Origin of the sequence: Flavobacterium sp. (genome assembly GCF_027531905.1) — a bacterium.
In the GTDB taxonomy this organism is placed as follows: Bacteria; Bacteroidota; Bacteroidia; order Flavobacteriales; family Flavobacteriaceae; genus Flavobacterium.
Map to the genome: position 1 here is coordinate 26,522 of NZ_JAPZSU010000040.1, position 21,848 is coordinate 48,369.

Annotated in this window: 21 protein-coding genes; 4 read left to right on the plus strand and 17 right to left on the minus strand. The window is 33.6% G+C overall.

Going from position 1 to position 21,848, the window contains the following annotated elements; translation table 11 throughout:
• Positions 1-76 precede the first annotated feature (76 nt).
• The 5 genes from O9307_RS10710 to O9307_RS10730 form a co-directional block, all read right to left on the minus strand.
• Complete coding sequence (locus O9307_RS10710) at positions 77-1,021, minus strand: cbb3-type cytochrome c oxidase N-terminal domain-containing protein (protein WP_298298901.1); 945 nt, start codon at positions 1,019-1,021, stop codon at positions 77-79.
• A gap of 17 nt (positions 1,022-1,038) precedes the next feature.
• On the minus strand, positions 1,039-1,218 hold the full coding sequence (locus O9307_RS10715) for a CcoQ/FixQ family Cbb3-type cytochrome c oxidase assembly chaperone (protein ID WP_064715142.1): 180 nt from the start codon (positions 1,216-1,218) through the stop codon (positions 1,039-1,041).
• 8 nt (positions 1,219-1,226) lie between these two features.
• Positions 1,227-3,410 (minus strand): cytochrome-c oxidase, cbb3-type subunit I, encoded by a 2,184-nt coding sequence (gene ccoN, locus O9307_RS10720; protein ID WP_298298905.1) that lies wholly within the window; start codon positions 3,408-3,410, stop codon positions 1,227-1,229.
• A gap of 7 nt (positions 3,411-3,417) precedes the next feature.
• Positions 3,418-3,600, minus strand: a complete 183-nt coding sequence (gene ccoS / locus O9307_RS10725; RefSeq protein ID WP_064715144.1) for a cbb3-type cytochrome oxidase assembly protein CcoS — start codon at positions 3,598-3,600, stop codon at positions 3,418-3,420.
• A gap of 107 nt (positions 3,601-3,707) precedes the next feature.
• On the minus strand, positions 3,708-6,098 hold the full coding sequence (locus O9307_RS10730) for a heavy metal translocating P-type ATPase metal-binding domain-containing protein (RefSeq protein ID WP_298298911.1): 2,391 nt from the start codon (positions 6,096-6,098) through the stop codon (positions 3,708-3,710).
• 109 nt (positions 6,099-6,207) lie between these two features.
• Between O9307_RS10730 and O9307_RS10735 the strand changes: the two genes are divergently transcribed.
• Positions 6,208-6,888 (plus strand): Crp/Fnr family transcriptional regulator, encoded by a 681-nt coding sequence (locus O9307_RS10735; protein ID WP_298298914.1) that lies wholly within the window; start codon positions 6,208-6,210, stop codon positions 6,886-6,888.
• A 124-nt stretch (positions 6,889-7,012) separates the two neighbouring features.
• On the opposite strand, the gene mazG is transcribed toward O9307_RS10735, so the two are convergent.
• The 3 genes from mazG to def form a co-directional block, all read right to left on the minus strand.
• On the minus strand, positions 7,013-7,786 hold the full coding sequence (gene mazG / locus O9307_RS10740; RefSeq protein ID WP_298298917.1) for a nucleoside triphosphate pyrophosphohydrolase: 774 nt from the start codon (positions 7,784-7,786) through the stop codon (positions 7,013-7,015).
• A gap of 80 nt (positions 7,787-7,866) precedes the next feature.
• Positions 7,867-8,340: a DUF5606 domain-containing protein gene (locus O9307_RS10745; protein ID WP_298298920.1), complete on the minus strand. Its 474-nt coding sequence runs from the start codon at positions 8,338-8,340 to the stop codon at positions 7,867-7,869.
• 73 nt (positions 8,341-8,413) lie between these two features.
• Complete coding sequence (def, locus tag O9307_RS10750; protein WP_298298923.1) at positions 8,414-9,001, minus strand: peptide deformylase; 588 nt, start codon at positions 8,999-9,001, stop codon at positions 8,414-8,416.
• A gap of 192 nt (positions 9,002-9,193) precedes the next feature.
• On the opposite strand from def, the gene O9307_RS10755 reads away from it, so the two are divergent.
• The gene (locus tag O9307_RS10755) at positions 9,194-11,410 is read left to right on the plus strand and encodes an FUSC family membrane protein (protein WP_298298926.1); all 2,217 of its coding nucleotides are present in this window, start codon (positions 9,194-9,196) and stop codon (positions 11,408-11,410) included.
• 54 nt (positions 11,411-11,464) lie between these two features.
• Here O9307_RS10755 and O9307_RS10760 read toward each other — a convergent pair whose 3' ends face one another.
• The 3 genes from O9307_RS10760 to O9307_RS10770 all read right to left on the minus strand — a co-directional run bounded on the left by O9307_RS10760 (position 11,465) and on the right by O9307_RS10770 (position 14,219).
• The gene (locus O9307_RS10760) at positions 11,465-12,955 is read right to left on the minus strand and encodes a malate:quinone oxidoreductase (RefSeq protein ID WP_298298928.1); all 1,491 of its coding nucleotides are present in this window, start codon (positions 12,953-12,955) and stop codon (positions 11,465-11,467) included.
• A 133-nt stretch (positions 12,956-13,088) separates the two neighbouring features.
• Positions 13,089-13,499 carry a Holliday junction resolvase RuvX gene (gene ruvX / locus O9307_RS10765; protein ID WP_298298931.1) on the minus strand — a complete coding sequence of 137 codons (411 nt, stop codon included), beginning with the start codon at positions 13,497-13,499 and terminating at the stop codon, positions 13,089-13,091.
• Between the two features lie 108 nt (positions 13,500-13,607).
• On the minus strand, positions 13,608-14,219 hold the full coding sequence (locus O9307_RS10770) for a PAS domain-containing protein (RefSeq protein ID WP_298298934.1): 612 nt from the start codon (positions 14,217-14,219) through the stop codon (positions 13,608-13,610).
• A 265-nt stretch (positions 14,220-14,484) separates the two neighbouring features.
• Here O9307_RS10770 and O9307_RS10775 point away from each other — a divergent pair, with 265 nt between their 5' ends.
• Together O9307_RS10775 and O9307_RS10780 are read left to right on the plus strand one after the other, a co-directional pair.
• The gene (locus O9307_RS10775) at positions 14,485-15,300 is read left to right on the plus strand and encodes a 2,3,4,5-tetrahydropyridine-2,6-dicarboxylate N-succinyltransferase (protein WP_298298936.1); all 816 of its coding nucleotides are present in this window, start codon (positions 14,485-14,487) and stop codon (positions 15,298-15,300) included.
• 52 nt (positions 15,301-15,352) lie between these two features.
• Positions 15,353-16,468 (plus strand): glycosyltransferase family 1 protein, encoded by a 1,116-nt coding sequence (locus tag O9307_RS10780; RefSeq protein ID WP_298298939.1) that lies wholly within the window; start codon positions 15,353-15,355, stop codon positions 16,466-16,468.
• On the opposite strand, the gene O9307_RS10785 is transcribed toward O9307_RS10780, so the two are convergent.
• The 6 genes from O9307_RS10785 to O9307_RS10810 form a co-directional block, all read right to left on the minus strand.
• Positions 16,450-17,199 (minus strand): glycosyltransferase family 2 protein, encoded by a 750-nt coding sequence (locus O9307_RS10785; protein WP_298298942.1) that lies wholly within the window; start codon positions 17,197-17,199, stop codon positions 16,450-16,452. The genes O9307_RS10780 and O9307_RS10785 overlap by 19 nt on opposite strands.
• Positions 17,199-17,975, minus strand: coding sequence for a polysaccharide deacetylase family protein (locus tag O9307_RS10790; RefSeq protein ID WP_298298945.1), 777 nt, complete (start codon positions 17,973-17,975; stop codon positions 17,199-17,201). Before O9307_RS10790 ends, O9307_RS10785 begins: the two co-directional genes overlap by 1 nt.
• On the minus strand, positions 17,975-18,910 hold the full coding sequence (locus O9307_RS10795; protein WP_298298948.1) for a glycosyltransferase family 2 protein: 936 nt from the start codon (positions 18,908-18,910) through the stop codon (positions 17,975-17,977). Before O9307_RS10795 ends, O9307_RS10790 begins: the two co-directional genes overlap by 1 nt.
• Positions 18,907-20,085, minus strand: a complete 1,179-nt coding sequence (locus O9307_RS10800; protein WP_298298951.1) for a glycosyltransferase family 87 protein — start codon at positions 20,083-20,085, stop codon at positions 18,907-18,909. Before O9307_RS10800 ends, O9307_RS10795 begins: the two co-directional genes overlap by 4 nt.
• Complete coding sequence (locus tag O9307_RS10805; RefSeq protein ID WP_298298955.1) at positions 20,085-20,840, minus strand: lipopolysaccharide kinase InaA family protein; 756 nt, start codon at positions 20,838-20,840, stop codon at positions 20,085-20,087. The genes O9307_RS10800 and O9307_RS10805 overlap by 1 nt, the downstream gene beginning before the upstream one ends.
• Positions 20,841-20,932: 92 nt before the next feature.
• Entirely contained in the window at positions 20,933-21,811 is an 879-nt protein-coding gene (locus O9307_RS10810; RefSeq protein WP_298298958.1) for a hypothetical protein, read from the minus strand.
• Positions 21,812-21,848 lie beyond the last annotated feature (37 nt).

The following is a 21,848-nucleotide window of genomic DNA, read 5'->3' on the forward strand; positions in this document are numbered from 1 at the left end:
TAAGACTTTTTAAAACAACTGTGTCAAAGTAAAACACTTTGACACAGGAATTATCATAAATTACTTTATAATTGCTTTATTTAACTTGCGTACTATCTTTAGCTACTGCTACTGGAGCCGCAGCGGCATCTGCTTTTGGAGCGGCATCATCAACCCAGATTTCTCCTTCTGGAGCCTTAGGGTCTTTAGGATTGCTCCCTTTTAAAGATAAAATATAACTCGCAACTTTTTGCATTTCTTTTGGTTTCAAAGTTCCTTTCCAAGAAATCATTCCTTTTCCGTCACGACCACCATTCATGATAGTATGAAAAACATTTTTGATTCCACCACCCAAAATCCAATGATCATCTGTTAGGTTTGGCCCAATTTGACCACCACCATCAGCACGGTGACAAGCGGCACAATTGGTAGTGAATATTTCTTTACCAATGGCTAATTCAGCTGGATCTGTCAACAAAGTAACTGTTTTCTCATCCATCAAATCAGGAGCCGTTTTCATATACTCGGCCACTTCGATTTTAGCTTGGGCAATTTCATTTTTCAACTCAGTTTCTTGATCTGGAGCGCCTAATATTTCATAACGAATTAAATACACAGCGGCAAAAACAATACAGGTATAGAATAAATACACCCACCACGGTGGCAAGCTATTATCTAACTCACGAATTCCATCATAATCGTGATCCAAAAGCAATTCCCCTTCTTTTTCAATTGGAGCGGATTTGGTTAATTTTTTCATTAGATTTTTATACCAATCACTTTCTCCTAAACTTACAGAAGAAGCTTCTTCTACTTTGGCTTTTTGCTCATCGGTTAACAAGCTATACGTAATAGCATCAATAGCACTAACAGTTATCTCGATGGCAATCAATAAGAAAAGAAAGACAAACAAGAATACAGAAACCATTGGGAATTTAATAAATGCAGGACGATCCCCTGAATCGATAAAAAACTCCATCGCACCAAAAACGGCAAAGAAAATAAGGGGAACCCTAACGTATACTGGAATTAATTTTTTCATTTTTTTACGCTTTAAAATTATACAGAAGGGTTGTCTTCTAGTGGAATATTACTCATTTCTTGAATGGTTTCTTTTTGATACGAAAACACCCAAAAAGCTAATCCTACAAAGAAGAAAAAGAAAATCAATAATGAAAGTATTGGATAGATTTCAATCCCTGCAATCGTCTCCATATTGTGTTTAATTTGTTCAAACATAGCCTTTCTTATTTATTGTCCTTCACTTTAATATCAGTACCTAAACGTTGCATATAAGCAATTAAAGCAACAATCTCTCTTTCGTTCATAGGAACAAATTTTTCTCCTCTTGCTTCTGCTTTCTTTTTGCTCTCTTCGTAACTTTTTACGAAGTCAGGATCATTTTTCAAGCTCTCTTCAATTTTGACAGCTTGTGCTCTCAAGTCTTTTTGTCCGTTGTCAATTTGCGCCTCTGTATATGGAACACCAAGAGTAACCATGGCTTTCATTTTCTTTTCAGTCATCGAAACGTCCATCGGTTTGTTATCGAACAACCATTTGTAACTTGGCATAATTGAACCTGCTGAAATACTTTGTGGGCTCCAGAAATGGTTAAAGTGCCAGTTGTCATTGTATTTTTGACCTACACGTTGCAAATCTGGACCAGTTCGTTTTGACCCCCAAAGGAATGGATGGTCGTATACAAATTCCCCTGCTTTAGCCTGAGGACCGTAACGTTCTACCTCGCTTCTGAATGGTCGAACGGATTGAGAGTGACAGCTAACACAACCTTCACGGATGTACAAATCACGTCCTTCTAATTCAAGAGGAGAATAAGGTTTTACACTTGAAATAGTTGGAATATTCGATTTGACCATAATAGTCGGAACTATTTGAATAATACCTCCAATTAAAATAGCTACAGTAGCTAAAATTGCCATTTGTATTGGTCTTCTTTCTAACCAAGTATGGTATTTTTCTCCTTTAAAACGTTTGTTGCTTACTTCTTGTAGAGCTGGAGCTTCTGCCAATTCATCTTCAATTGCATCGCTGTTGCGAACTGTTTGCACGATGTTATAAACTAACACCAACATTCCAGTTAAATACAAAGTTCCACCAACAGCTCTCATCCAATACATTGGCATAATTTGAGTCACTGTTTCTAAGAAGTTTCCATAAGTTAATGTTCCATCAGGATTGAACTGTTTCCACATGGAAGCTTGTAAAAAACCTGCAACATACATTGGTAAAGCATAAAGTATAATCCCTAAAGTACCAATCCAGAAGTGGAAATTCGCCAATTTTGTAGAATATAACGTTCCTTTTGACATTCTTGGGATTAACCAATAAATAATACCAAAAGCCATAAATCCGTTCCAAGCTAATGCTCCTACGTGAACGTGTGCAATAATCCAATCGGTATAGTGAGCGATAGCGTTAACATTTTTCAGAGATAACATTGGTCCTTCAAAAGTTGCCATACCATAACCCGTCATTGCCACTACGAAGAATTTCAAAACAGGCTCCACTCTAACTTTGTCCCAAACGCCTCTCAAAGTCAACAATCCATTAATCATACCTCCCCATGATGGAGCGATCAACATCACTGAGAAAACTACTCCTAAGTTTTGTGCCCAAGTAGGCAATGCAGAATACAATAAGTGGTGTGGTCCTGCCCAAATGTATAAGAAAATCAGAGACCAAAAGTGAATAATTGACAAACGATAAGAATAAACAGGTCGATTGGCTACTTTAGGCACAAAATAGTACATTAATCCTAAGAACGGTGTCGTTAAGAAAAACGCTACTGCATTGTGACCATACCACCATTGTACTAAAGCATCTTGAACACCAGCATAAACTGAGTAACTTTTCATTGCCGAAATTGGCAATTCTAAACTATTGAAAATATGTAAAACAGCAACCGTAATAAAAGTAGCTAGATAGAACCAAATTGCTACATACAAGTGACGCTCTCTTCTTTTGAGCATTGTTCCAATCATATTGATACCAAAAACAACCCAAATCAACGCAATAGCAATATCAATTGGCCATTCTAATTCAGCATATTCCTTAGATGAAGTATAACCTAATGGCAATGAGACTGCTGCGGCAACAATGATTAACTGCCAGCCCCAAAAATTAAGATTACTCAAGAAATCACTAAACATTCTTGCTTTTAATAATCGCTGTAAAGAATAGTAAACCCCAGCAAACATTGCGTTTCCTACAAAGGCAAAAATAACAGCATTCGTGTGTAAAGGTCTCAATCTACCAAAACTTAACCAGGAAATCCCCTCGGTTAGGTTTGGAAACAGAAACATCAATGCCAAAATAAGGCCCACAAGCATTCCCACAACACCAAAAACGATGGTTGCGTAAATGAACTTCTTTACAATTTTGTTGTCGTAATAAAATTGTTGCATTTCCATAATTAAATTAGTTTTCTTTTGTTATTGTTGATTTTTGATTTTTTTTGGCTAACTCATCGTCAAAGAGCATTCGCACAGAAGGTGTATAATCATCATCGTATTGTCCGGTTCTTACTGCAATAACAAAAGCAACAAAAAAGCCTATTGCGACAAAAATACTGATGGAAATTAAAAGATAAATGACACTCATATTATTAAGAATTATATAGACAAAAATACATTTAAGAAAAATTTCAAAATATGACTTTTATCATATTTAATCTTGTTTTGTTAAAATTATGCAAAAAATAACTATTTCTAGTATAAACTGTTTGTTTTTTTTCGGGAATAATAGTTACTCATGATCGTCACAAAACTTACTATCGTAATGGTACTCAATGGCATAATGATTGCTGCAACCAACGGCAAAAGGTTTCCAGTGATAGCAAAAGCAAGCCCAACCACATTATACAATAAGGATAATGCAAAGCTCATTTTTATGGTTTTTATGGCGTCTTTGGAAAGGTTCAAAAAGTAGTTTAATTTGAAAAATTCTGAAGCATCTAGAATCGCATCACAGGCTGGTGAAAACACATTTACATTCTCTGAAATCGAAATTCCAACATTACTTTGCGCCAAAGCTCCAGCATCGTTTAATCCATCACCCACCATCATCACATTTTTGCCTTGTTCTTGCAATTGTTTGATAAAAGCCAATTTTTCATCTGGTTTTTGATTAAAAACCAATTCCACACCATTTGGAAGTAATTTTTCCAAAGTAGGCCTTTCTCCTTCGTTATCTCCCGATAAAATTTTTATTTCATACTTTTTATTCAATAGCTGAAATAAATCTTCTAAACCTGTTCGATATTCATTATTAAAGATATAATGACCGCAGTACACCTCATCAATTTTGATATGAACCGCAGTTTGTTGCATGCCTTCCTCTTGAATTTTACCCACAAAAGAAGCTGACCCTATTTGAATTTGCTTATCTAATACAGTGGCTTGTATTCCTTTACCTGGAATTTCATCAAAAACGGTTACTTTTTCTCTTTTGGTTTCAGGTAAAAAGTCGTACAACATTCTACTCAAAGGATGATTTGAAGCTCGTAAAACACTTTTAACGATGGCATATTCGCCCTCAGTAAATGGCCTCCCTTGATAGGATATATTTGATTTTTTATTGGTTGTTATAGTACCTGTTTTATCAAAAACTATAGTATCAACTTTGGCTAACTGTTCTATCACCAAAGCATTTTTGAGATAAAATTTTTGTTTTCCCATAATACGCAATACATTCCCCATAGTGAATGGAGCCGTCAAGGCCAATGCGCACGGACAAGCTACAATCAAAACTGCTGTAAAAACATTGAAAGCTGTATTGGCATCAAAAAATATCCAATATCCCCATCCTACAAATGCAATCAATAACAAAATTGGGGTAAAATAACGGGAAATCGTATCGGTAATGGTTTTGTGTTTTTGCTCTACTTTTTTCTGAAAAACATCGTTGCTCCACAACTGTGTCAAATAACTTTGAGAAACAGAATGCAATACTTCCATTTCGATTACTTTTCCAATTTGTTTTCCTCCTGCGAAGATTTTATCTCCCGATTGCTTCACAATTGGAATGGCTTCACCCGTAACAAAACTATAATCAATCTCTGATTTTTCGCTAATTAAAATGCCGTCAACAGGAATAAGTTCTTGATTTCGAATCAATAATCGATCGCCTTTTTGAATATCAAAAACAGGAATACTTTCCTCGGAAGTATCAGGATTAATTCGGGTAATAGCGATAGGAAAATAGGATTTAAAATCTCTCTCAAAACTTAAAAAACTATAGGTTTTTATCTGAAACATTTTTCCCAAAAGCATGAAAAAAATCAGTCCACATAAACTATCAAAAAATCCAGAACCATAATCCATGATAATATCAAAGGTACTTCTGACAAACATTACCACTATTCCAAGCGCAATAGGAATATCAATATTGAGCATTTTGGAACGAATGCTTTTATAAGCCGAGACATAATAACCACTAGCTGAGTAGAAAAAACTAGGTAAAGAAAGCGCAAAAATCAACCAACGAAAAAAACCTCGATATTGATTCAACCAATATTCTTCCACTTCAAAATATTCAGGAAAAGAGAGCAACATAATATTTCCAAAACAAAAGAAAGCTACCCCTAATTTGTAGGTCAAACTTCTATCTATTTTTTCTTTTCCAGTCTCATAATTCTCAAGACTTATGTAGGGTTCATACCCAATAGAACTCAAAAGATAAACGACATCTTTTACCGTCACTAAAGTTGGATTGTAATTGATTCTCACTTTCTTCTCAGGAAAGTTAACCTGCGAAGTATTGATTCCAGGTTGCAATTTTTGCAGATTTTCTAAAATCCAAATACAAGAACTGCAATGAATATGTGGAATGCTTAAGGAAATAATTTCTGTGTTTTCTTCCTGAAAATCAAGAAGCTTTGCAACAATAGTTGGGTTATCTAAAAAGTCATATTTTCCTGCAATATCAAGAGGTGTTGCTCCTGGCGATTGCTCAAAATCATAATAGCAAGAAAGGTCATTCGCACTAAATATTTCATAAACCGTTTTGCAACCGTTACAGCAAAAAACTTTAGCATCAAAATGGATTACGTCAGCCTTCTCAATGTCTAAGCCGCAGTGAAAACAATTTTCTTTTCCCATATAGTATTGTCCCTATTAAAGTGCTGCAAAGATTGCAAATTGATTAGCTTAAAAATATGACTTTTGTCATAAATTTACTTATTTTTGCCAAAAATTATTCCACCCGCAAATGAGCAAATGTGAACAATGCATTGTACGTGAATTTAGTTCTTTAAAAGCACTAAACAAAGAAGAATTATTAAAAGTTGCTAATTGCAAAACTTCTTACACAATCAAAAAAGGTGAACCTATTTTTGAAGAAGGAGAAACTATAAACGGTGTATATTGTATTAAGGAAGGTTTTTGCAAACTATCCAAACTAAGTACGAACGGAAAAGATCAAATTGTAAAATTGGTAAAGGCTGGAGAGCTTTTAGGTCAACGCTCTATGGTTAGCGATGAGCCTGCCAATCTTTCAGCAATTGCTCTTGAAGACATGGAAGTTTGTTTTATCCCAAAATCCGAAATCTTGAATTTTTTCAACGAAAACAATCAATTCTCCTTAGGAATGATGAAAAGCATTTGTGGGGATTTGAAAGAATCTGATTTACATGTCGTTTCAATGGCTCAAAAAACCGTAAAAAACAGGTTAGCTGAAACCTTGATTTATCTACAAGATACTTTTGGAAAAAACGCGGATAATACTTTGAAAATACAACTTTCCAGAGAAGAATTAGCCGGTATGATTGGCACGGCTACTGAGAGCTGCATTCGTATTTTATCGGAATTCAACAAGAGTGGCCTCATTGAATTAGTAGGTAAAAAAATCGCTATTAAAGATTTGAATAAATTAAAAAAAGTAGCCGAATAAGATTTTTATTGATTTCCGTTACTTATCACAAAAAGCTTTTTTAGTTTCAGAATTAGTTTTTATAAAAAATTTGAACTCTTTTGTAGCTAAACCTAAAACATATAAACGACGCGTATTTAATCTATTAAAGCTTTTTAGCTTCATTCCAAAAAACATCCATTTCTGCCAAAGTCATATCCATGAGCGGTTTTCCTAATTGATCTGCTTTACTTTCAAGGTATTGAAATCGCTCGATAAACTTTTTATTGGTTCGCTCCAAAGCATCTTCTGGGTTAATATTTAAAAAACGGGCATAATTAATCATCGAAAATAAAACATCTCCAAACTCCGATTCCATTTTGTCTTGATTTCCTGCCGCTACTTCTTCTTGTAACTCTTGCAATTCCTCTTGTACTTTGTCCCAAACTTGATGCGGTTCTTCCCAATCAAATCCTACTCCTTTTACTTTATCCTGAATTCGACTAGCTTTTACCAAGGCTGGTAAACTTCTAGGAACACCTTCCAAAACCGATTTTTTTCCTTCTTTTAATTTGAGTTTTTCCCAATTTTGCTTTACCTCTTCTTCATTCTCCACTACAGTATCTCCATAAATATGAGGGTGACGGTGAATGAGTTTTTCGCAAATTTCATTACAGACATCAGCAATGTCAAAATCTTGTGTTTCGCTTCCAATTTTGGCATAAAAAACCAAATGAAGTAGCAAATCGCCTAGTTCTTTCTTGACTTCATTCAAATCATTATCCAAAATAGCATCTCCTAGCTCATAGGTTTCTTCAATGGTTAAGTGACGTAATGATTGCATGGTTTGTTTTTTATCCCAAGGGCATTTTTCACGCAATTCGTCCATTATAGTCAATAATCGATCGAAGGCTGCTAACTGATAGGCTCTAGAATTCATGATTTTGGTTTTTGGTAAAAATAAAAAAATCCTGTCAAGAAAATTAGACTCAACAGGATTTTATATTGATGTACTTGCTACTACTCTTTTTTAGCTTTTGCTTTTTTTGGTTTTGGTTCGGCAGCAACTTCTTCAGTCACTGATTCTTCTTTTCCAATGGCTGGTGGCGCATCATCTGTAACCAATCCTCTTTCTTGTAACATATTGTACCAGTTCAAGATTTTTTTAATATCAGATGCATAAACTCTTTCTTCGTCATATTCAGGAAGTACTTCTCTAAAATAGGCATTCAAAGTAGCATTGTCTTCTTTATGAGAAATTGCCTTTCCGTTGTTTTCTTTTTTAGCAATATTCGACATTACTTCTGCCAATGGTTTCTCGGCATCATAAGTATAAACAGAAATTTCAGTCAACAAACTCACGTTACTTTTTAAACTTACTGTTACTTTTTTTCCATCTAACAAAGATTCGGCAACAAAACCTGTTCTAGTTTGAACTTTCAATGCATATAAACCTGGTTTTCCTGAAATCGCTAAAATTTTTTCTAAATTCATTTTTTTATTTTTTATAGTTCTTTGTTAATAGTTTTGAATCAAATAGCAAATACATACAAAACTACTCCCTAATTTATCTCCCTTTTTTGGCAAAAAATTTCATTCGGTAGTCTTGAAACGTTTTCCCTTCTGTAATATTTTTGAGTTTCTTTTGGATTAATCGTTTTTTTAGAGAAGAAATTTTGTCGGTAAACAGAATACCTTCAATATGATCGTACTCATGTTGAATAACTCTGGCAATTAAACCGTCAAAAACTTCGGTTTTCATTACAAAATCTTCTTCGCAGTATTGTATCGTTACAATTGGTTTTCTGTAAACATCCTCGCGAACATCTGGAATACTCAAACAACCTTCGTTAAAAGCCCATTCTTCGCCTTCTTCTTTGATAATTTTCGCATTGATAAAGGTCTTTTTAAAACTTTTCAATTGCTTTTGATCGTCAGATTCCACATCATCGTCATCACTAAATGGTGCCGTATCGATCACAAACAAACGCAATGGCAATCCTACTTGCTCTGCAGCCAAACCTACTCCAGAAGCATTGTACATGGTTTCATACATGTTTGCAATTACTTCTTTTAAGTTGGGATAATCTGTAGTTACTTCTTCTCCAACTTTTCTTAAAACTGGATCACCGTACCCTATAATTGGTAAAATCATTGTTATCGTAATTAAGTTTATGCCACAAAAGGGTTCTTTCCTTTTTTATTGGTTGGCAAAAATAGTAAAATTTCAACAATGCCGAATTCCTTATAGCGAATAAGTTTTGTTTTTCCCGAATAAGCCAAATTCTACACACAATTATTTATATTACAAGCCTACAATTCTTACCTTTGATTTGAAACAAGCCCTATGATAGAAGAAATACGAAAATTTGCCGATAGTACACATTTTACCAATGGTTTGAAAGTTACCATAGCTACAGTAACTCCAGTATTGGTTTTTGCTTATTTGGGACATTTTGACGTGGGTTTCACTATTGCTCTGGGAGCTTTTTTTACTTATCCTAGCGATATTCCTAGCAGCTTAAAGCATAAAATTAATGGTTTGATTGTGGCGGCAATATTGGTAGCTTTTGTCAATTTATTGGTGAATCTTGCTTATCCGTACGGGATTATTTTTTATCCGCTCTTTGGCATGCTCCTATTTCTGTTTTCAATGATTTCGGTGTACGGACAAAGAGCTACGGCAGTTTCTTTTTCGTGCTTATTGTCAATTTGTTTGGCGTTTGCCCATTTACATTCGGGTTGGGAAATGCTCCAATATTGTGGGTTAATGCTGGCAGGAGGATTGTTTTATCTTTTGATCTCGTTACTTTTTTATTACCTAAATCCTTATCGATTCATTGAACTACAATTGGCTTCATGTATTGATTTAACTGCCAAATATTTAAAATTAAGAGCTGATTTATGGAAAATTGATGCGGATAAAAAAACGATAACCGAAAAACAACTGGCCTTACAAGTTGAAATTAACACCAACCACGAGAACATTCGAAAAGTACTTATTGGTAATCATTCGCTTTCTTCGGATTCGGCTCAAAATCGAAAACTTTTGATTGTATTTGTTAATTTGGTTGAAATATTAGAGTTGGCATTGGCGACGGCTTTCGATCATAAAACGCTGCATCAAAAATTTGACACACATCCAGAAATTATAAGAAATTACGCTACAATTGCTACCAATTTGAAAAAGACCTTAAAGCAACTGAGCAAAAACATTGAGAGCAGAACTACGTATCGCTCCAAACATTCGTTAGTCGAAGATTTGAAAAAATTTGAAGCGACTATTTTAGCGTACGAGAAAGCATTAGGCGATAATGAAGCAAAAGAAGGTGTAATTATGTTGACTACCATGTTGCATTATGCCGAAAGTCAGGTTGAAAAAATTAAAATTATAGAACGTGCTTTTAATCTAAAAATAGAGGAAGTTGATGTGGTTACAAATCAAAAAGAGTTAGAAAAATTCCTAACCCCACAATACTATCCTTTATCTACCTTTATCAATAATTTAAGTTTCTCTTCTACACTTTTTAGACATTCGCTCCGCCTATCGATTACGCTACTCTTCGGATTTTTGATTGGTACCTTTTTGCCTTTTCAAAATGTGTATTGGATTTTGCTTACCATCATCGTTATTATGCGACCTGGTTATGGGTTGACTAAAGAACGTTCCTTTGAGCGAACTTTTGGTACTATTCTCGGTGGCTTCATTGCTTTTGGCTGTATTTATTTTATAGACAATAATGTTGCATTGAGTTTAATGGCCATTTTATGTGTGCTTTTGGGTATGTCTTTTTCTAACATTAGCTACAAGACCAGCGCTACTTTTGTTACTATGTATGTCGTTTTTTTATATAGTATTCTTACTCCCGATTTTGACAATGTTATTCAATTTAGAATTATTGATACTATGGTCGGCGCACTTTTAGCGTACACTTTTAATCATTTTGTTTGGCCTTCGTGGGAATTTATAAATACGCCAAATCATATTGAAAAAGCCATTTTTGCTAATAAAAAATACCTGACTGAAATTGCCCTTTTTTATAACAAAAAAGGAAATGTTACCACAGTTTATAAAGTAGCCCGAAAAAATGCCTTTATAGAAATAGGCAACCTCATGGCTTCGTTTCAACGCATGAGCCAAGAACCTAAATCAAAACAGAAAAAAATTGACCAAGTCTATAAATTAGCAGTTTTGAATCACACGTTACTATCTTCAATTGCCTCAATGGGAACATATATTCAATCGCACAAAACCACGGCTGCTTCTGATGCGTTCAATCGTGTAATGGCTACCGTCTTACAAAACTTAGATGAAGCCTTACTCCTTTTGAATCCAAATTATAACGCTGAAATTAACCCTATTTCAACTTCTGAAAAAGCAAAAGGTTTTACTGAACTTATGGCAATTCGTATGAAGGAATTAACAGAAAGAAGTACTTTGGACGCTACAACCAACAAAGTGCAAATGCAAGAAGCACAGCTCATTATCGAGCAGTTAATTTGGTTAATCAATCTCTCTGAAAACATCTTAAAAAACACCAAATTATTAATAGAAAAAGAATAAAAAAGCCCCAAATTTCTAAATGAAATATGGGGCTAAATGAACAAAATTATTCCTTTACAAATTTAAAACTTCAGCGGTACTTGCTCTCACCTCTGCTAATAACGTTGGATTTTCATTCAAAGCTTGTCCGTAAGAAGGTATCATTTTTTTGACTTTTTCTTTCCATTCAGAAGATTGCATCTCTTCTTTAAAACATTTTCCAACCAAATCTACCATAATCGAAACCGCTGTAGAAGCACCAGGAGACGCGCCTAAAAGAACTGCCAAACTTCCGTCGGCAGTAGTAATCATCTCGGTTCCGAATTCTAATTTACCAATCAATTCCTCGTCTCGCTTAATAACTTGAACACGTTGGCCAGCTCGCTCAAGCTTCCAATCTTTCGATCTTGCATTTGGTACATATTCTCTCAAAGCATCCATTCTATCCTTTGGAGATTGACGAACTTGTTCAATTAAATATTTCGTAAGAGGAATGTTTTTATATCCAGCCACCAACATAGGTATGATGTTGCTTGGTTTTATTGACAAAGGCAAATCAGAATAGGAACCATTTTTTAAGAATCGAGTAGAAAAACCTGCAAAAGGCCCAAATAGCAATGCCTTTTCTCCATCAATCATTCGAGAATCAATATGAGGTACCGACATTGGTGGCGCTCCCACACTTGCTTTCCCGTATACCTTGGCTTGATGTTGTGCAATCACGTCTGGATTAGTACATTTTAACCACTGCCCACTCACTGGAAAACCGCCATATCCTTTGCCTTCTGGAACATCTGCTTTTTCTAACAAAGGTAGCGAACCGCCTCCAGCGCCAATAAAAACAAACTTTGTATAGGCTTTTACTTTTTGTCCAGAATCCAAATCAGTAATTTTTATGCGCCATGTTTTATCCTCACGTTGTTTCATTTTTTTCACTTCATGACCAAAATGAATTGTTACTCCATCTAAGGAAGTTAAGTAGGCAAACATCATTCTTGTTAAAGCACCAAAGTTAACATCAGTTCCAATTTTCATTGAAGTTGCAGCAACTTTCTCACCTTCATTTCTGCCATTCATCACTAAAGGCATCCATTGCATTAAATCTGAAAAATCGGTGCTAAATTCCATATCCGCAAAAATAGGATTGGCTTGCAAAACATTGAATCTGTTTTTTAGGAAGGCAACATTTTCTTCTCCCCAAACGAAACTAATATGAGGTATGCTTTTAATGAATTCTTTTGCTGAGGCCAATTTACCTTCGCTTACAAGGTAAGACCAAAATTGTCTTGAAACCTCAAACTGTTCTGCAATGCTTATGGCTTTCGCAGGATTGATAGTACCATCGGGGCTTTCGGGAGTATAATTTAATTCACAAAAAGCAGAGTGTCCTGTTCCTGCATTATTCCACGCATCGGAGCTTTCTAAGGCGGCAGCATCTAAACGTTCGTATATTTCAATCTTAAGATCAGGCTGTAATTCCTTGAGCAATAACCCTAGAGTGGCACTCATAATTCCAGCACCAATTAACACTACATCACTATGAATTCTTATGGTTGTATCTGACATTGTTGGTTGTGTTTTTTAAAAGTGCAAAAATAGTTCATAAAAACACAATAAAAAAAACAAAATTGTAAAGAGATACTCTACAAATTCAACAATAGCAATAAAGTATGTTATAAGTTAAACTAGCGCACGAAAATTACTTTCTATTAAGATAATCTTGAAGCATAATTGTTGCCGATATTTCGTCAATAAGTGCTTTGTTTTGGCGCTGTTTTTTACTTAATCCACCATCAATCATGGATTGAAAAGCCATTTTGGACGTAAATCTTTCGTCAACTCGAATAACTTTCATTTCAGGAAAATGATTGGTAAAATGCGTTACAAATCCTTTGATTATCGAGGCGCTTTGCGAAGGCTCGCCGTTCATTTGTTTGGGTTCGCCAATCAAAACTGCTTCGACTTTTTCTTTGGAAAAATACGTTTTCAGAAAATCAATGGCAGTAGCAGAAGGGATAGTGGTCAATCCCGAGGCTATAATTTGTAGTTCGTCGGTAACTGCTATTCCGGTGCGTTTTTGTCCGTAATCTATGGCTATAATTCTTGGCATTGGTAACTTTTTGTGGACAAATATACACAAAGAAATGCATTGAATTGCAGATAAAAACCGCTCCAATGTCTTGAAGCGGTTTGTGTATATTGTAAATTAAGAATTAAATTAATTCCCAAAAAATCGTCTAAAGAAACCTCTTTCATCTTCGACTTCAACTGTCGTTTCGGTTTTTTGTGCCTTTTCATATTCAGTAAACAAATCATTAATATACTCTACATAAGAACGATTTTTTTCTTCTAAAAAACCTACTAAATACTTTTCGCTGTATTCGACACCACTCGCATTTTCAATTTGCAATAATTTTTTATATAATGGTTCAATATGATTTGAGATAATTTCCTGAGGAACAGCTCTTCTTCTTCCAAAATAATTGGTAATCTCTCCATTTTCATTTTTAGTAGATTCAAAATCGGTAACTACCCAATAGTACCTTCCTGATTTTGCTAAATTTTTTACGATAGCATGAAAATTGACCCCTTGTTTTAGATTTTCCCACAAGACTTTGAATAGCACTTTTGGCATATCTGGGTGTCTGATGATACTATGAGGCTGCCCCATTAATTCATAATCCTCATAGCCACAAACATCTACAAAAACATCATTTGCATATTCAATGATTCCTCGATGATCTGTTTTACTCATAATGATTTGAGACTTGTCCCATGCCACCTCTTTGTCAATAATTACTGGCTGCTTAAATAATTCGTTGGTTTCCATTTGTGTTAAATTAAGTTGGTTTTGATTGTTTTTTTTACTGAAAATACATCAATAAAAAATTCAAAATTATTGATAACAAAATGTTCAAAAAATGATTTTTATCAGCTATCCATTTCTTTATTGCCTTACAAGACAAAAGAGGATCGAATAGATTCGCATCCTTTAAAAAACTCCATGCTATAAAAGATAATAAATGATTACTATTAAATAAACTAAAGTTTGATTTAAAAAAAATCGATTTATCTTTGTCAAAAATATTTTTAAGATGAAAACATTACAAGCTATTATAGAAAAAGCCTGGGAAAACAGAGCTTTGTTACAAGAAACCATTACAACCGACGCTATTAGAGCTGTAATTGAGTTGTTAGATGCTGGAAAACTTCGCGTTGCTGAACCTGTAGGCGATGGATGGCAAGTAAACGAATGGGTAAAAAAAGCCGTGGTGATGTATTTCCCTATTCAAAAAATGGAAACCTGGGATTCTGGTATTTTTGAGTATCATGATAAAATGCTCTTAAAAAGAGGCTATGCCGAAAAAGGAATTCGTGTGGTTCCTAATGCGGTAGCTCGTTATGGAGCTTACATTTCTAGTGGTGTGATTTTGATGCCAAGTTATGTAAACATTGGAGCTTATGTAGACGAAGGAACAATGGTCGATACTTGGGCTACTGTTGGAAGTTGTGCTCAAATTGGTAAAAATGTTCACCTTAGTGGTGGTGTAGGAATTGGTGGTGTTTTGGAACCTTTACAAGCAGCTCCAGTAATTATTGAAGACGGTGCTTTCATTGGTTCTCGTTGTATTGTTGTAGAAGGTGTTCACGTAGGAAAAGAAGCAGTTCTTGGCGCTAACGTTTGTTTGACTGCCTCAACAAAAATTATCGATGTAACTGGTGATGAACCTGTGGAAATGAAAGGCTTTGTTCCAGCTCGTTCTGTTGTAATTCCAGGAAGTTATACTAAAAAATTCGCTGCCGGTGAATTTCAAGTTCCATGTGCATTGATCATTGGAACTCGTAAACCTTCAACCGACTTAAAAACTTCATTAAATAATGCGCTTCGTGAATATGATGTAGCGGTATAATAAAAAAAATAATAAAACTGCGATACCTAAGTATTGCTCATTATTTCAATAAATGAAAATAGGATTTGAAGCAAAACGTGTTTTTCATAACAAAACTGGTTTAGGAAATTATAGCAGGGATTTAATTCGAATCCTTGCTGATTTTTTTCCAGACAATGATTTTTTATTGTATAATCCTAAACCCAATAACGAAATCCTATTTAAAAATACATTTGCAAATGTGTTTGAAAAACGTCCTGTTACTCCTTTCTATCAGAAGTTTTATAATTTATGGCGACAAAAAGGAATTGTAAAAGACTTAAAGAAAGATGGAATTGAATTATTTCACGGACTTTCTGGAGAACTACCAACAGGCTTGAAGCAAAACAGCATAAAAAGTGTGGTCACTATTCATGACTTAATTTTTGTTCGATATCCTGAATTGTATTCTTTTTTTGACCGTAAAATTCATTTCTACAAGTTTAAAAAAGCGGCAAAAAATGCCGATCTTATCATTGCAATAAGTGAACAAACAAAAAGAGATATTGCATCTTTTTTAAAAATTCCTTCTGAAAAAATACAAGTAATCTACCAAGGGTGCCAAAATGTTTTTAAAAAAGAGTATTCAGAGACAGAAAAGCAAAAGGTGCGTCAAAAGTTCAACCTCCCTAATGAGTTTATTCTCAACGTAGGGACACTTGAAGAACGAAAAAATGCATTAACATTAGTAAAAGCTATAAAAGAAATTGACACTAAGTTAGTTTTGGTGGGAAAAAAAACTACTTACACCCAACAAATACGTCAATACATAAAAGAAAATGGTATTGAAGAAAAAGTCATTTTTTTGAAAGGATTAAGTAGTGAAGAATTAGCGATAACTTACCAACTAGCAACCGTTTTTGTTTATCCCTCCATTTTTGAAGGTTTTGGCATTCCTATCATTGAAGCTTTATTTTCAAAAACACCTGTAATCACTACAAATTATGGTGTTTTCCCTGAAGCTGGAGGCCCAAATTCTATGTACATTGACCCTATGAATGAACAAGAAATAAAATCCAAAATTGAATTTTTACTACAAAATGAAGCTGTTCGTCATGATATGGCTCAAAAAGGCTTAGAATATGCCGCTAAGTTTAAGGATGATGTCATTGCAAAACAAGTAATGGATTGCTATACTTCCTTAATTTGATCTAAATCATACAACTTAGCATACTTTAAAAAACTACCAAACGCTGCGAACATACTCCAAACAAAGCCTTGATAGCCGTTTAAAAAATTAAATTGTAAAAAATAAACTCTAAAAAATTCAAATGGAAATTTTATTACGGCCTTAAACAGTGAGCCTTTTTTCCCTTTTTCAGCTAACAACTCACCACTTAGTAATGCGTATTTTACTTGTTTCTGAATAGCGGTAGAAATATCAAAAACAGTATAATGTAACATTTCATGATTTAAGTGTTCTATATTGCCGTTAATTTTTATGACTTCGTGCACTTTATCCTCAGTAAATCCTCCTCTTGCTTTATCAAATAAACGTAGTATTGGTTTCTTATTTTCACTTCCAAATTTGAAAATTTTACTCAAGAAAACATGCGTTCTTGGAATTAAATATCCAGAGTATCCCTTGGAAAAATCTAAGGATTGTATTTCATTTATTAATTCATCTGACAACACTTCATCAGCATCGAGAGATAAAACCCAATCATTTTGGGTTTGATGTAATGCGAATTGTTTTTGTTTGCCAAAATTTTCAAATTCATTATAAATTACTTTTGCGCCAAATTTTTCACAAATCATCACAGTATCATCAGAACTTCCAGAATCTACTACTACAATTTCGTTTGCCCAATGCAATTTCTCTAGACATTGTCCAATTATTTTTGCTTCATTGTATGCTATGATAAAAACAGATATTTTCATTATTTAATGGTCGCTATAAATTGCTTGAAAGTTCCAAAAGGGTATTTTTTCAATTTTAAAAACAAAATAAAATCATCCAATCTATCTACTAAACTTTGCCCACTATTTTTAACGACATAGCCAGGAAAATTAAATTTTTCTGGTTGATTTAGATCAGTAAATTCCCAAGGATGTAAATATATATTCAAATAGTTGTCTTTTCTATAAGTCCAGTGCGCTAATACTTTATAAATCCACATTGGTAAATTATGAAATGACAACCAAAACAAAGGAAATCGAAAAACAGGACTTACAGATGCAGGAACTTGCAAGACATTATCTTGGTAAAAATAAGTACGAGGTTTATTAAAATTATTATAACGCCCTGGCAAATAGGTTGGATTTATAGAAGAATTATATACATAGCCAGCTTTTTCTACTTCTTTTTCATCAACAGGATACATACGAGGCATACGAAAACCAATAACTTCAGTACCTGTTAATTCTTCTAATTTGTCTTTGGATTCTTTAAGATGTTGTATCTTAAAATCAGTGTGAAAATAATTATGTGAGGCGATTTCGTGACCTGAAGCAACAATTCTTTCGATTACTTTTGGGGCATTTATAGCAAAGGTAGCGGTTGAAAAAAAGGTAGCTTTTACTTGATGTTTTTCCAATACATCAAGTATTATATTGGTCCCTTTTATAGATATTGCTATTTGTTCTTCAAAAGAAATATCCCTATCGTATTCAAAAGGCATATCAAACTCTTCGATATCAAAACTTAATAAAACCATTACTTATAATTTGTTTCTTTAATTAAATAATTAGGACGGTTTTTAGATTGCATAAAAAGCTTTCCTACATAGATCCCTATAATTCCCATTACAATCAAATTTAGTCCTCCAAAAAAAACGACTGTGCTAATCAATGAAGCCCAACCTGAAATAACATGACCATAAATCAAACTATAAATCACATAGCCTATATAAACCATAAATGCTAAAAAAGAAATACCTAGACCAAGGTAAATCGCAATATACAAAGGGCGTATACTAAACGATGTGATGCCTTGAATGGCAAAACGCATCATTTTTTTGATTGTATATTTACTTTCTCCTGAGAATCGCTCAGCAGGTTGGTAATCAATACCAAATTGTTTGAAACCTAACCAATTCACCACCCCCCTTATAAACAATTCGTTTTCAGAAAAATCAGAAAAAACGCTTACCACTTTCTCATCCATCAACCTAAAATCTGCGGTACCAGGTTCAAATTGCACTTCCGAAAGATAATTCATTAACTTATAAAATGCTTTGGATGTTTTTTTCTTAAAGAAAGTTAGTTTCTTATCCTCTTCTCTTCTTGTGTACACTACATCATAACCTTCTTCCCACTTTTTTAGCAATTTAGGAATAAGTTCTGGAGGATGCTGCATGTCGCCATCCATAGTAATAACTGCATCCGCTTTTGCTGTATCGACACCTGCTTTTAAAGCATTTTGGTGTCCAAAATTTCGTGACAACTCAATAAAAAACAATCTAGTGTCTTTTGCTGCCAATTGTTTTAATCGCTCTAGTGTTCTATCATTACTACCATCATCTACAAAAATCAGATCATACTCATAATTCAAAGTAGAAAAAACAGCATGGAGAGCAGTGACCATTACTTCAATATTTCCTTCTTCATTATAGGAAGGAATTACAACGGCTATTTTCTTTAAATTATTCATGATTTCAATTCAATTAAATTCGCATTTACATCTTTCAAAGTCATCATTTCGTAAATAATTTTAAACCAAATTAGCACACAAGGCAATGCTTTAAGTGCATAAGGTTCTATGACATTATCTTGTAAATACCTAGGCATTAAATCTGTTGGCGACAAACTGGTTACTATTATTGCAAATATAAACAATACCCAGTTTACTATAGAAATAGGGCTTTCTTGAATCACAAACCAAATCGCAACTCCCAAAAAAGCAATAATATAGGTAGGTGACTCTGAACCAGAACTAAAAATTACTGTAAAAATTAAAACGGAAGCAAGTAGTAATAATTTAAATTTTTCGTTACTATATAACTTAATTCGTAAATAAGGCAACCCGAATAACAGTAGCCCAACGGCTAAAAAAGGGAGATTTGATACGTTAGGCATTTGTAACACTCTTCTAAATATACCCATTGCCGAAATATCTTGCATTGAATTTAGAGAGGCATTCTCAGCATTTTTTACGAGTAATCGCTCAAACCATTCTTTGTAACTATTCAAAATAAACTCCGGTGAGGAAATAAACATAGGCAAAACAAACAAGATAATTGACCATACAACTAGAGCGCCTATGAATTTGGGTTTGTTTTTTGAAAAAAAGAAAAAAGCCAGACCAACTACTCCATATAACTTAATAAACGTCCCTAAAACAATACAAAAAGCCGCCCAAAAATCTTTCTCTGTAACGATACAAACATAAGAAAAAATGATAATAGCCGTCATTATAGGATTGAATTGAAACCCTAAATTTGCAGTCACAAACTCATTGACAGTTATCCAAAGAATAAGATTTATTTTATTGGATTGCAGCGGTAATTTTGATATGGCCCATACTAAAAGTATAGCATTAAAAGCATTCCAAAAAATCACTCCCAACCCATCAGGCATAAGAGCAAATGGAGCTATAAACAAACTAAAAACAGGACCATAATGATTATGATCAAAATATTCTGCTGGATATTCAGTATATAGCGATGTTTGATGAATCGTATGCCAAAAAACATTTTTAAAAATCAAATAATTATTCAAACTATGAATACTGAATTGCTTAATGGCTGAAATTATTGCAATAACAATCCAAATAATAGCAATGTATTTTTTATTCGTAAAAAAAGATTTTTTAAAAATAGCGATCATTATACTTTTAATTTTTGCTTTATCATTTGTCGTTTTTTATATTTCTCTTGAAATCTAGAAGTATAGTACCACATTCGTTCAAAAACTTCTTCTTTTGATTTCCCATAGCACTTGGCATACTCCTCACTAATCACTTCAATTTGATCTTGTCGGGGCGTGATTCTACACATGTTTTTCATACGGGTTTCAAAATCCATTTTTTCATGAAACTTCATCCGGTTCAAATCAACTAAATAAAAGTTAAATTGGTCAGTCGACATTTTTTTTATAAGTGTATTTCCTGGAGAATGATCCAAAAATTCTATTCCTTTTTCATGGAGATTAAAAGTGAATTTTGCGAATTGTCTTAAAATATTTTCGCGTTCAAAATAATTTGAAATTTCAACAATCTCTCTAAAAGTTAAATCAACATTAAGATGTTCGCTCACATAATAACTATTTTTTAATCCAAAAAGAGAAAATTTTTCAAAAAAAGCGATTGGTTGTGGAGTTCCTATTCCTTTTTCTAATAAAATTCTAGCATATTCATAAGATCGCTTAGCCTTCGACTTTCTAAAATACTTATAAGCCACTTTATTAAATACATTCGGAATTTTAAATGATTTTATGTTAATCGTTTTACCATTTAAATCAAATAATTTAATCTTGTTTCGATCTCCATTGCCAAAAAGTTCACCTGTAGAACTAAAGTTTTTGACATTGCCAAGTATTGACTCAGTACTATTTTCGAAAATTGGATTTATTTTAAAATTCATCAGATTTTTTTTTTTAAAGCAACAAAAACACACATCGAATTAAGCTCTTCAAATTAACATTAACTCCTCGCCAACTTCAATTTATGGCATGATTACTTTATCGTCTTTTTCAATAAGTATTTCAACCATTGCAGGAAATTTTCATAATTAATATACCATTTTGATACACTCAGTCTTTTTTCTTTTTCAATAATCTCTTTTATTTGAGGAATACTTTTATTAGGGAAAAAATTCAGTTTCTTGGATTTTTTAGGATTCAGATAATAAAAATCCTTGAAATCGTTATAATTATTTTCATCTACAGCTAGCCATTTGCTCAGAAATCCTTTATCTATTTCTTGATTATGTCCCCAATTATCGAGTTTAAAACGCAATTCTTCTTCTGTTCTTGCCAAGGATTCGTGTAAAACAATACTATCTGTATAAATTTTACGTCCTTTGATTCTTCGTCCGCCTTTGTAATTAGGAAAATTGGTAGCGAAAATGGCGTTCATAGGTTTATCTACATACAAAATACCATTAGCGGTATATTTATATAGCATTACCCAAAAAGCACATACTTGTATTGGATTCTTTTCTGGATGTATTAAAAAAGAATCATAACGTCTCAAGTCAGCAACAAATTTTTTAAAATCAACAAAATATTCATCGCAATCTACCTGAATAATCCAATTCCCGATACCCATTTTTTCGGCAAGCATTTTTCTTTCTCTGATTTCACACTGCATTGTAGTTAATTCAGGAACATAAAAATCATCTTCATAAATAACTACTTTATTATCAACATCAAAGGCTTTAATCCACTCAAAAAAGGAATCATCAATGCTAAAAGTGCCGCCGTTCCAGGTATTTCTATTTTTATCAATAGCAATAAAAATTTGATCAGACTCAATGTATACTGTAGGAAGTGAAGTTTTTAACAATTCATAATCATACGAAACTAAGTAGCCCGTCTGTATTTTCCCCGCCATATTTACCAATTTAAAAATGGCGCAATTTAGGAATAAT

What these genes read in the sequence shown, in the direction of transcription:
- O9307_RS10710 (WP_298298901.1), bottom strand. Translation starts at nt 1,021, where the DNA reads ATGAAAAAATTAATTCCAGTATACGTTAGGGTTCCCCTTATTTTCTTT.
- O9307_RS10715 (WP_064715142.1), bottom strand. Translation starts at nt 1,218, where the DNA reads ATGTTTGAACAAATTAAACACAATATGGAGACGATTGCAGGGATTGAA.
- ccoN (WP_298298905.1), bottom strand. Translation starts at nt 3,410, where the DNA reads ATGGAAATGCAACAATTTTATTACGACAACAAAATTGTAAAGAAGTTC.
- ccoS (WP_064715144.1), bottom strand. Translation starts at nt 3,600, where the DNA reads ATGAGTGTCATTTATCTTTTAATTTCCATCAGTATTTTTGTCGCAATA.
- O9307_RS10730 (WP_298298911.1), bottom strand. Translation starts at nt 6,098, where the DNA reads ATGGGAAAAGAAAATTGTTTTCACTGCGGCTTAGACATTGAGAAGGCT.
- O9307_RS10735 (WP_298298914.1), top strand. Translation starts at nt 6,208, where the DNA reads ATGAGCAAATGTGAACAATGCATTGTACGTGAATTTAGTTCTTTAAAA.
- mazG (WP_298298917.1), bottom strand. Translation starts at nt 7,786, where the DNA reads ATGAATTCTAGAGCCTATCAGTTAGCAGCCTTCGATCGATTATTGACT.
- O9307_RS10745 (WP_298298920.1), bottom strand. Translation starts at nt 8,340, where the DNA reads ATGAATTTAGAAAAAATTTTAGCGATTTCAGGAAAACCAGGTTTATAT.
- def (WP_298298923.1), bottom strand. Translation starts at nt 9,001, where the DNA reads ATGATTTTACCAATTATAGGGTACGGTGATCCAGTTTTAAGAAAAGTT.
- O9307_RS10755 (WP_298298926.1), top strand. Translation starts at nt 9,194, where the DNA reads ATGATAGAAGAAATACGAAAATTTGCCGATAGTACACATTTTACCAAT.
- O9307_RS10760 (WP_298298928.1), bottom strand. Translation starts at nt 12,955, where the DNA reads ATGTCAGATACAACCATAAGAATTCATAGTGATGTAGTGTTAATTGGT.
- ruvX (WP_298298931.1), bottom strand. Translation starts at nt 13,499, where the DNA reads ATGCCAAGAATTATAGCCATAGATTACGGACAAAAACGCACCGGAATA.
- O9307_RS10770 (WP_298298934.1), bottom strand. Translation starts at nt 14,219, where the DNA reads ATGGAAACCAACGAATTATTTAAGCAGCCAGTAATTATTGACAAAGAG.
- O9307_RS10775 (WP_298298936.1), top strand. Translation starts at nt 14,485, where the DNA reads ATGAAAACATTACAAGCTATTATAGAAAAAGCCTGGGAAAACAGAGCT.
- O9307_RS10780 (WP_298298939.1), top strand. Translation starts at nt 15,353, where the DNA reads ATGAAAATAGGATTTGAAGCAAAACGTGTTTTTCATAACAAAACTGGT.
- O9307_RS10785 (WP_298298942.1), bottom strand. Translation starts at nt 17,199, where the DNA reads ATGAAAATATCTGTTTTTATCATAGCATACAATGAAGCAAAAATAATT.
- O9307_RS10790 (WP_298298945.1), bottom strand. Translation starts at nt 17,975, where the DNA reads ATGGTTTTATTAAGTTTTGATATCGAAGAGTTTGATATGCCTTTTGAA.
- O9307_RS10795 (WP_298298948.1), bottom strand. Translation starts at nt 18,910, where the DNA reads ATGAATAATTTAAAGAAAATAGCCGTTGTAATTCCTTCCTATAATGAA.
- O9307_RS10800 (WP_298298951.1), bottom strand. Translation starts at nt 20,085, where the DNA reads ATGATCGCTATTTTTAAAAAATCTTTTTTTACGAATAAAAAATACATT.
- O9307_RS10805 (WP_298298955.1), bottom strand. Translation starts at nt 20,840, where the DNA reads ATGAATTTTAAAATAAATCCAATTTTCGAAAATAGTACTGAGTCAATA.
- O9307_RS10810 (WP_298298958.1), bottom strand. Translation starts at nt 21,811, where the DNA reads ATGGCGGGGAAAATACAGACGGGCTACTTAGTTTCGTATGATTATGAA.